Source organism: Mycobacterium lehmannii, assembly GCF_002245535.1.
In the GTDB taxonomy this organism is placed as follows: domain Bacteria; phylum Actinomycetota; class Actinomycetes; order Mycobacteriales; family Mycobacteriaceae; genus Mycobacterium; species Mycobacterium lehmannii.
In genome coordinates this window covers 245,181-253,565 of sequence record NZ_NKCN01000005.1, presented here as the reverse complement: position 1 = coordinate 253,565, position 8,385 = coordinate 245,181, and the positions used below count along the sequence as shown (strand labels likewise).

General features: G+C 66.7%; 8 protein-coding genes. 3 read left to right on the top strand and 5 right to left on the bottom strand.

Annotation, left to right across the window (positions count from 1 at the left end; genetic code table 11):
* Positions 1-412: 412 nt before the first annotated feature.
* The gene (gene tyrS / locus CEX87_RS08855) at positions 413-1,687 is read right to left on the bottom strand and encodes a tyrosine--tRNA ligase (protein ID WP_094286746.1); all 1,275 of its coding nucleotides are present in this window, start codon (positions 1,685-1,687) and stop codon (positions 413-415) included.
* A gap of 18 nt (positions 1,688-1,705) precedes the next feature.
* Positions 1,706-2,317 (bottom strand): DNA-3-methyladenine glycosylase, encoded by a 612-nt coding sequence (locus CEX87_RS08850; protein WP_064419728.1) that lies wholly within the window; start codon positions 2,315-2,317, stop codon positions 1,706-1,708.
* Between the two features lie 85 nt (positions 2,318-2,402).
* On the opposite strand from CEX87_RS08850, the gene CEX87_RS08845 reads away from it, so the two are divergent.
* Genes CEX87_RS08845 through CEX87_RS08835 form a run of 3 tightly spaced genes read left to right on the top strand, consistent with a single transcriptional unit; the run spans position 2,403 to position 4,548 of the window.
* Positions 2,403-3,176, top strand: coding sequence for an ABC transporter ATP-binding protein (locus CEX87_RS08845; protein WP_094286792.1), 774 nt, complete (start codon positions 2,403-2,405; stop codon positions 3,174-3,176).
* Positions 3,101-3,928 (top strand): ABC transporter permease, encoded by an 828-nt coding sequence (locus CEX87_RS08840; RefSeq protein ID WP_094286744.1) that lies wholly within the window; start codon positions 3,101-3,103, stop codon positions 3,926-3,928. Before CEX87_RS08845 ends, CEX87_RS08840 begins: the two co-directional genes overlap by 76 nt.
* Positions 3,929-3,933: 5 nt before the next feature.
* On the top strand, positions 3,934-4,548 hold the full coding sequence (locus CEX87_RS08835) for a TetR/AcrR family transcriptional regulator (protein ID WP_198957188.1): 615 nt from the start codon (positions 3,934-3,936) through the stop codon (positions 4,546-4,548).
* Here the strand turns inward: CEX87_RS08835 and CEX87_RS08830 are convergent.
* The 3 genes from CEX87_RS08830 to CEX87_RS08820 form a co-directional block, all read right to left on the bottom strand.
* Positions 4,531-4,755, bottom strand: a complete 225-nt coding sequence (locus CEX87_RS08830; RefSeq protein WP_174522812.1) for a Trm112 family protein — start codon at positions 4,753-4,755, stop codon at positions 4,531-4,533. The two genes, CEX87_RS08835 and CEX87_RS08830, sit on opposite strands and share 18 nt — an antisense overlap.
* Positions 4,755-5,300, bottom strand: a complete 546-nt coding sequence (locus tag CEX87_RS08825) for a hypothetical protein (protein ID WP_064395657.1) — start codon at positions 5,298-5,300, stop codon at positions 4,755-4,757. Before CEX87_RS08825 ends, CEX87_RS08830 begins: the two co-directional genes overlap by 1 nt.
* Before the next feature lie 103 nt (positions 5,301-5,403).
* Positions 5,404-8,367 (bottom strand): acyl-CoA synthetase, encoded by a 2,964-nt coding sequence (locus CEX87_RS08820; protein WP_064419731.1) that lies wholly within the window; start codon positions 8,365-8,367, stop codon positions 5,404-5,406.
* Positions 8,368-8,385: the final 18 nt, after the last annotated feature.

Below are 8,385 nucleotides of genomic sequence, written 5' to 3'. Positions count from 1 at the left end.
CAAACAGACACCAAAAACTGGCATCAAAAAACACCACACCCACAAACGGGAAAACAGGGCATGGCAAAAAACAACAACAAACAAAAACCACCAAACACACTATTGAGTTCTCAAACAACACACCCGCACGACCGCGCCACTAGTCCGCGGCTTTGAAGCCGCGTACTCGTAGTGCGGACGCTCAGGAACCCACCGAAGTGGGATTTCCCTCTGGGAGTCGCCGCGCTCTTCGGGCTTGGCCCGTGTCGCAGCGACGAGTCCATAAGTTACGTGAGGGAAAAGTAGGAGTCAAATGGCCTGATAGAACGGGTTTTTCAGATCGATACCCGTCGCGCGCACCGGAGTGCGTTGGCTCCTACCGATGGGGTTCAACGCTTCCCCCCGCGTTATTGTTCCCGCCTCGCTCGGGTCCTCAAGCCACCCGTTCGATGCCGGCGATGTTGCGCTTACCGCGACGCAGCACCAGCCATCGCTGATGCAGGAAGTCAGTGGGCTGTGGAACCCAGTCTTCGCTATCGACCCGGGCGTTGTTGACGTAGACGCCGCCTTCGGCGACGGTGCGCCTGGCCGCACCCTTGCTCGGCGAGAGCCCACTGGCCACGAGCAGGTCGACGATGGTGTCGGGCCCGCCGGGCTTCAGCTGAGCCACGGCGGCCTCGCGCAGCGCGGCACCCAGCGTCGGCTCGTCCAGCTCTGCCAGCTCGGCCCGGCCGAAAAGGGCCTGGCTGGCGTGCTCGACGGACTGCGTCGCGGCTTCTCCGTGCACCAAGGTGGTGAGCTCGCGCGCCAGGCGTCGCTGCGCGGCACGTTCGTGGGCCCGCTCCGCGGTCGCCTGTTCCAGCTCGGTCAACTCCTCGGGCGACAGGAACGTGAACCAACGCAAATAGCGGACGACGTCCGCGTCGGCGGTGTTGATGAAGTACTGGTACCAGGCGTACGGGCTAGTCATCTCGGGGTCCAGCCACAGGCTGCCGCCTCCGGTCGACTTACCGAACTTCTTGCCTTCGGAGTCGGTCACCAACGGGGTGGTCAGAGCGTGCACCGTGGCTCCGTCCTTCTGGCGGACCAGCCGGACGCCGGCAATGATGTTGCCCCACTGATCGGAACCGCCGATCTGCAGAGAACAGTCGTAGCGCCGATGCAGCTCCACATAGTCGTTGGCCTGCAGCAGCATGTAGCTGAACTCGGTGTAGGAGATGCCCTCGCCCTCGAGGCGGCGCCGGACCGTGTCGCGGTCGAGCATGACGTTGACAGAGAAGTACTTGCCGACGTCGCGCAGGAACTCGATCGCCGACAGCGGACCGGTCCACGACAGGTTGTTCTCGACGACCGCCCCGGTGTCGGTGTCGTCGAACTCGACGAAGCGCTCGAGCTGCCCGCGGATACGGTCCGCCCATTCCGCGACGGTGTCGGCGGTGTTCAGCGTGCGCTCCCCGGCATCGCGGGGGTCACCGATCATGCCGGTCGCACCGCCTGCTAGAACGATGGGTCGATGGCCCGCCTGCTGGAAGCGGCGCAGTGTCAGCAGTGGGATGAGATGGCCCGCATGCAGGCTCGGAGCGGTCGGGTCAAAGCCCGAGTAGACGGTGACCGGTCCGGCCCCAAGTGCTTCGGCCAGCGCGTCACGGTCGGTGGATTGCGCGATCAGCCCGCGCCACTCCAATTCGTCGAGGATCGACGTACCCATGCGTGCGATCTTTCCGTACTAGTCGCTTTCTCCGGGAGCCGGTGCCCGCGGGCTCCGCCGATACGCCGACACCTCGGGCCGACCTTCCAGCCAGAATCGCCAGGGACGGTCGGCGGCCTTGCTCACGCCGACGCGCGGCCCCTCGGCGGACACATGCCGCTCCCCCAGCGTCAACTGGATCGGGCTGTCGGGGTCAAAGATGTCGATCCCGTTGTCTTCCATCGTGATTCCCAGTGCCGAGCACAGGTTGCCCGGCCCTCGAGCCAGCGCGGCGGGGCGGACCGACTCTCCGCGGCGGGCGTATGCGGCACTCAAACCCGCCTCGATGGCGGCGGCCCTGAGCAGCACGGCACCTGCCACGCCGTCGGTCGCGCACACGACGTTCGCGCAGACGTGGACGCCGTGGCTGCGATAGGTGTACAGCCGCCCCGGCGGGCCGAACATCACGCGATTGCGCGCTCCGGGTCCGCGGTACGAATGGGCGGCGGCGTCGGGCCACGGTCCGTCCGGTGGCCCGCCGTAGGCCTCGACCTCGACGATCATTGCGCTGACCCCGCGGCAGGTGAGGTCGGCGCCGAGCAGACGATGGGCAGCGGTCAGCGGGTCGACCGACAAGAGTTCAGTGGTCACCGTCGACCGGGGCCTTTTCGATTCATCGATGGCGATCCTACGGAGGCTCTTGACACAACGACGCAGCGCGAGGATATTTCATCACATGATGATTTCATCGTCTGATGAATTATTCGAGCAGCGTGTTTCTCCGGCTGTTGAGATCAAGAATCTGCGGGTCATCCGCGGTAATCGCCTGGCGGTCGATGACGTCACGGTGTCCGTCGCCCCCGGCACGATCACGGGCCTGCTCGGACCATCCGGCTGCGGCAAGACGACGCTGATGCGAAGCGTTGTCGGCACCCAGATCGTCAGTTCCGGCACGGTGACGGTGCTCGGGAAACCGGCCGGCTCGGCTGGCCTCCGCCACCGGGTCGGCTATGTCACCCAGAACCCCACGATCTACGACGACCTACGGGTCATCGACAACGTTCGCTACTTCGCTTCGCTGTACGGCACCGGCGCCGACTCCGCCGACGACGCCGTAACCGCCGTAGGGCTCAACGACCACAGAACAGCGTTGGGGGCCAACCTTTCCGGCGGCCAACGCACGCGGGTCTCGCTGGCGTGTGCGTTGGTCTCGCATCCCGATCTGCTGGTGCTCGACGAACCCACCGTGGGACTCGATCCCGTCCTGCGCGTGGAGTTGTGGACCCATTTTCAGCAGCTGTCCCGCCAAGGGACCACTCTCCTGGTCTCCAGCCATGTGATGGACGAGGCCGATCACTGCGGCGACCTGCTGCTCATGCGTGAAGGCCGGGTGCTCGCCCACACCACGCCCGCGAAACTACGAGAGGACACGAGATGTCAGTCACTGGAGGAAGCGTTTCTCTCCGTCATCAAGCACAGCACCGCAGCCAGCGCAGCCGGAGCCGCCTGAGTCCGCAGGCGTACCTGGCCACCACCGGGCGCATCCTGCGCCAACTCGCCACCGATCACCGCAGTGTCGCGATGATCCTGATCGTGCCGAGCGCAGTCATCGCCCTGATGTACTTCATGTTTCAGAATTCCCCGCACCCGCCCGGCGCACCGAGTCCGTTTAACACCGCCTGCCTGATCATGCTCGGTCTGTTCCCGCTGGTGGTGATGTTTCTGATCACATCGATAACGATGCAGCGGGAACGGGTTTCGGGCACATTGGAGCGGATCCTGACCACTCCCCTGCGCAGGCTCGACCTGCTCGCGGCGTACGGCACCGCGTTCTCGCTTGCCGCCGCAGCTCAGGCGACGATCGCGTGCGTCGTCTCCTACGCGTTCTTCGGCCTGCACACCGAAGGAAGCTCGGTGTGGGTCTTCACGATCGCGATCATCAACGCCGTCCTCGGAGTCGGGTTGGGATTGTTGTGTAGCGCGTTCGCGCGCACCGAATTTCAGGCCGTGCAGTTCATGCCCGTGGTGATCGTCCCCCAACTTCTGCTGTGCGGGATCATCGTGCCGCGCGCCATGCTGCCGGAGTGGCTGCAGTGGATCAGCAACGTGATGCCGGCAAGTTACGCTCTGGAGGCGCTGCAACAGGTCGGGGCATACGCAGAGCCGACGTTCACCGTGGTGCGCGACGTCGCGGTCGTCATCGGCTTCGCGGTCGTCTCCCTCTGCCTGGCCGCGGCCACGCTACGACGAAGGACACCGTGACTACGTTGACCACCAACGCCGAACGTAAACGGCCGGGACGCCCACCCGGGCCGTCCGATACCCGCGAACGGATCCTGAACAGTGCGCGGGAGTTGTTCGCGCGCAACGGTATCGACAAGACCTCGATACGCGCGATCGCCGCGGCGGCGGGCGTCGACCCCGCGCTGGTACATCACTATTTCGGAACCAAGACCCAGCTGTTCGCCGCGGCGATTCACATTCCGATCGATCCCATGCAGGTCATTGGCCCGCTACAGCAGGTCCCCGTCGAGGAGATCGGCCGCACGCTGCCGTCCCTTCTGCTGCCGCTGTGGGATTCGGAACTGGGTAAGGGTTTCATCGCGGCGCTGCGGTCGATCATCGCCAGCAACGACACCTCGTTGGTGCGGTCGTTCCTGCAGGAGGTGATCGCAAGAGAAGTCGGTTCGCGCGTCGACGATCCCCCGGGCAGCGGACCGGTCCGCGTGCAGTTCGTCGCCTCGCAACTGGTGGGCGTGGTGATGGCCCGCTACATCCTCGAACTCGAGCCGTTCAAATCGCTGCCGGTGGACCAAGTCGTCGACACCATTGCCCCGAACCTGCAGCGCTACCTCACCGGAGAGCTACCCGGGTTCACCTGATGCGCGATCCAGCATCCGCTGATGCTCGGCGTCATCGGTGATGTCGACGGCCTCGTCGATCAACAGCACCGGGATGCCGTCGTCGATGCGATACGCCCGGCGCAGCCGCGGGTTGTAGAGGAATTCGTCGCCGATGAGCAGCAAGGAGCCCCGGTCCTGCGGGCATACCAGGATGTCGAGCAGTTTCTCGTCGAGGGCCACGGCGATCAGCCGGCCGGGACGGGGACGGCGGGCGTGACGGGAATCCCGGCAATCGATCCGCCGCCGGCAGTGGCCTGCTGCGCGGCGCGCGCCTGCATCTTGCGCTGGTGGGTGATCGTTTCCTTGAGCGCTTCGACGAGCGGCGTCTGATTCGGCCGGTCCTCGAGGGCTTCCTTGAGCGCGGTGGCGTTCGCGTTGGACGGTCGGAAGCCCAGCCTGCGCAGCTTCACGGCGTCGTCGATCAGCACAGAGACCTGACCGCCGCCGTCGCCCTGCCGGTACTCCTCGTGGATCATCTGCAGCACCTGGTCAGCGTTGACCTTCGGTGCGGTCTCCTCGGCCCTGTTGCAGTCATCGCCGGTGCACGGTGTCTTCGGGCCATCGGCTTGCGGCTCGGGCGCCTCGGTCTGAACGGTCGGCTCGGCGGGCTGCGCCACCGCGGTCGGACCCGCGACAGCGGTGAGCACACCGACTGTCAACACGCCTCCGGCCATACCGCCGATGACGAGGCGGCGCCAGATGTCGCGTGGGCTACCGGTTCGCGATGTCATCAATCCTCCAGCTCGGTGGCACGGTCGCCAGGCTGCCGACTTGCCGCCAGCGGGAGCCTAACAGCACTCGGCCCCGCCGGCAGGTCGTCATGACCGACCTTCGCTACTGGCCTTCGGCGATCTCGGAACGGACCGCCACGGTCAGCCGCTTGTACCGATTCGTATCGGGGTCGAGGTACCACGCGTTACGCGACGGCTTCGGAACGCCTTCCGCTTGCAGCGGTCTGACCAGCGGCCGGTATGACGCGCTGAGCGCCATCCCCGGCACCACGTGGACGATGTCGGGTGGTTCGCCGACCGCCAGGTCCGCGAGGGCCTCGGTCAGGTCCGCGGACGGAATGCTGCCGCCGGGCTGCAACTCCAACGCCGTGATGGCCAGCTGGCGTCCGTTGGCTTGCACGCCGTAGGTGACCGCGAGGTCGACCGCGCCGAGGCAGCCGACCGCATCGTTGACGGTCGATGAGTAGACGCAGCCACGGTCGGTCTGGATGACCAGTCCGCGGCTGTCGACAAGCCAGTAGTCGCCGTCGTCGTCGCGGCGGAACAGGTACTCCGTGGACACCCAGGTGTCGGCCGGGGCGAAAACGCCCCGCTTGATCGGGGCAGTCGGGTCGACCGGCCCGCGTGGTCGGGCGAGCAGCACACCAACCTCGTTGGTCTCGGCACGGCGGACGAAGCCCTGGTCGTCCTCCAGAATCAGGTCCTCGGCTGGGTCGTAGGCCGCCAGCGCCAGTTCGCGTGCACCCGGCAGCGGGCGACCCTTGCTGCCGATCTTCGCGCCGGACACGTTGGCCAGCACGGCTTGTCCGTCGGTGGTCGCGAAGAACTCGACGACGTGGGCGGGTTGGAAGATCTCGACCACCCGCTTCCACAGTCCGGTCGGCATGCCCGAACCGATGAACAGCCGAACCGGGTGGCTGCCGTGCAGCGCGAACGACGGGTCGTCGATGACGTCGCGCAGCATTGCCCACGTGTAGCTGACGACCGTGACGCCGTACTGGCGAAGCTCGTTGAGGAATCGGTCCGGCCGCAGGCTGCGCGACAGCGCGATCCGCGAGCCGCCGACGGTGGCGCCGCCGATCGCCACCAGCAGAGCGGACTGGTGGTGTAGCGGCGTCAGGCAGTAGACCGTGTCGCTGCGGCTGAGATTGGCCGCCGACGCGGTGCCGAACGCTGAGATCGCCCACCGAGCGTTGGTGATCTGGCGAGCGACCAGGTCGCCGCTGATCGAGCTGAAACCGATGAAGGCGAGGTCGCGGGCCAGACCGGGGTTCGGCCGGTACCACCCGGGCAGGTCGACCGCTTCCGGGTCGATCTTCTCCATGTCGATGACGTCGCTGTCCTCGGGAACGTCGAGGTCGCGTGCCTCACCGCCGCCGAGCACCAGCACACGCATATCGAGTCGCCGGGCGGCTTCGAGGTTGCTGGGGTCGGTGATGATGTCGGACACCGAGCCGAGCCGGGCAGCGGTGGGCAGATCGACGTCGGGCGGCATGAGCACCGCCACCGCGCCCAGTCGCGAGAGCGCGGCGATCGCCACCAGCGCGCTGGGCCTGGTCTCCATCAGGACGCCGACGCGCGTGCCTTGGCGTACCCCGACCTCGATGAGGCCTCGGACGACGTTGTTGATGCGCCGGTCCACGGCTTCGTAGGTGTGGACTCGGCCGTCGAACAGCAGGCAGTCACCGCGCGGGAAGTCGCGGGCCTGCTCGGACATGATGCGGCCGAACGAGATCCGCGTGTGCTCGTTGATCTGGCCGAGCCGGGCCAGGCGCGGCAGCGTGCGGGCCGTCTCGACGGCCAGGGCTCTGGCCGACTTGTTGGCGCTCACCACGGCATCGGCAGCCGAGCGGGCCAGGGTCCATGCCATCTCGGTCGCCGCGGCCGTGCCGTGCGCCAGGCGCGAGCTGATCGAGACGCCGGTCTCGTTGGGTTCGGCTTGCTGCAGCGCCATCGGGTTGACGCCTTCGGGCCGCTCGCCGGTGCCGTCGAGCCACTTGACCCACTGCGCCACCGCCGGCCACGTCTGGCTGGACGCCTTCGAACCGACGACAAGCCCGAAATGGCCTGCGCGAATGAGGAATTCGTACACGTCGGCCTTCGGGGCGGCGCGCTTGATACCGCGCACCGAAGCCGGCTGGCCGATATCGTCGACTTCGCCGACCACGGCCAGCACCGGGCACTCGATATCCGACAGCGTGACAAGGTCACCGTGAATCGAGAAGCCACCGCTCATCATCCGGTTGTGCGCGATGAACTGTTTCAGCAACTCGGCGATGGCGGGGCCCGACCACGCGATCCAGCCCTCGGAGGCCAGGAACCGGCGTTGTTGCTCGCGGGGCAACAGGGCCTCGCGATCGTGTAGTTGGCGCAGGAAGTCGAGGCGCGACTGGGCGGTCTTGATCGGATCGAGCATCTGGAAGCCGGTGCGGGCCAGCCAGCCCGGGATGTCGATCCGGCTGAACACGTGGTCGGCCATGAAATCGGCGGCCACGGGCGCGACGCTGGCGGGCAGGTTCATCGGTAGCGCGGCCAGGGTGTCGACCGGCGAGCCGAACGCGATGATGCTCGCCAGATCCTTCGACCGGCGGTAGGCCGCGACCTGGTAGGCGAACATCCCGCCCTGCGAGTAGCCGGCCAGGTGCACGTCGCGACCGGTGACCTCTTTGACGGTGTCGATAGCCTCACTCAGCGCCACGACGTGGTCGGCCAGTGTGCGCTCCATGCCGCCTTCAACCTTGTCGGGCGAGCCGAAGTCGATGACCCACGGGTCGATGCCCGCGTTGTGCAGGATGCCGACGGCCCCGTCGTCGCGGGTGACGTCCCACATGTCGGCGGACATCATCATCGGGTGCACCATCAGCACGGGTGGGCCGGGTTGCTTCGCTCCCGGCCTCGTGTCGGGCGGGAAATAGCGCCGCAACCGGTACATCGGGACGCTCTGGATGATCTGGAACGGCGAGGGTACGGCGCCGGTCTCCAGGCCGCCGTAGCGCAGCACTTCCAGCCCGTTCTGGGCGGTCGCCACCAGTCGTCCGACCGGCTTGGTTATCGCCGACAGATCCACGCCGCACGCTCCCCTTCT

Coding starts and splice junctions, on each gene's coding strand:
- tyrS (WP_094286746.1), bottom strand. CDS start 1,687: ATGGGTACGTCGATCCTCGACGAATTGGAGTGGCGCGGGCTGATCGCG.
- CEX87_RS08845 (WP_094286792.1), top strand. CDS start 2,403: ATGATGATTTCATCGTCTGATGAATTATTCGAGCAGCGTGTTTCTCCG.
- CEX87_RS08840 (WP_094286744.1), top strand. CDS start 3,101: ATGTCAGTCACTGGAGGAAGCGTTTCTCTCCGTCATCAAGCACAGCAC.
- CEX87_RS08825 (WP_064395657.1), bottom strand. CDS start 5,300: ATGACATCGCGAACCGGTAGCCCACGCGACATCTGGCGCCGCCTCGTC.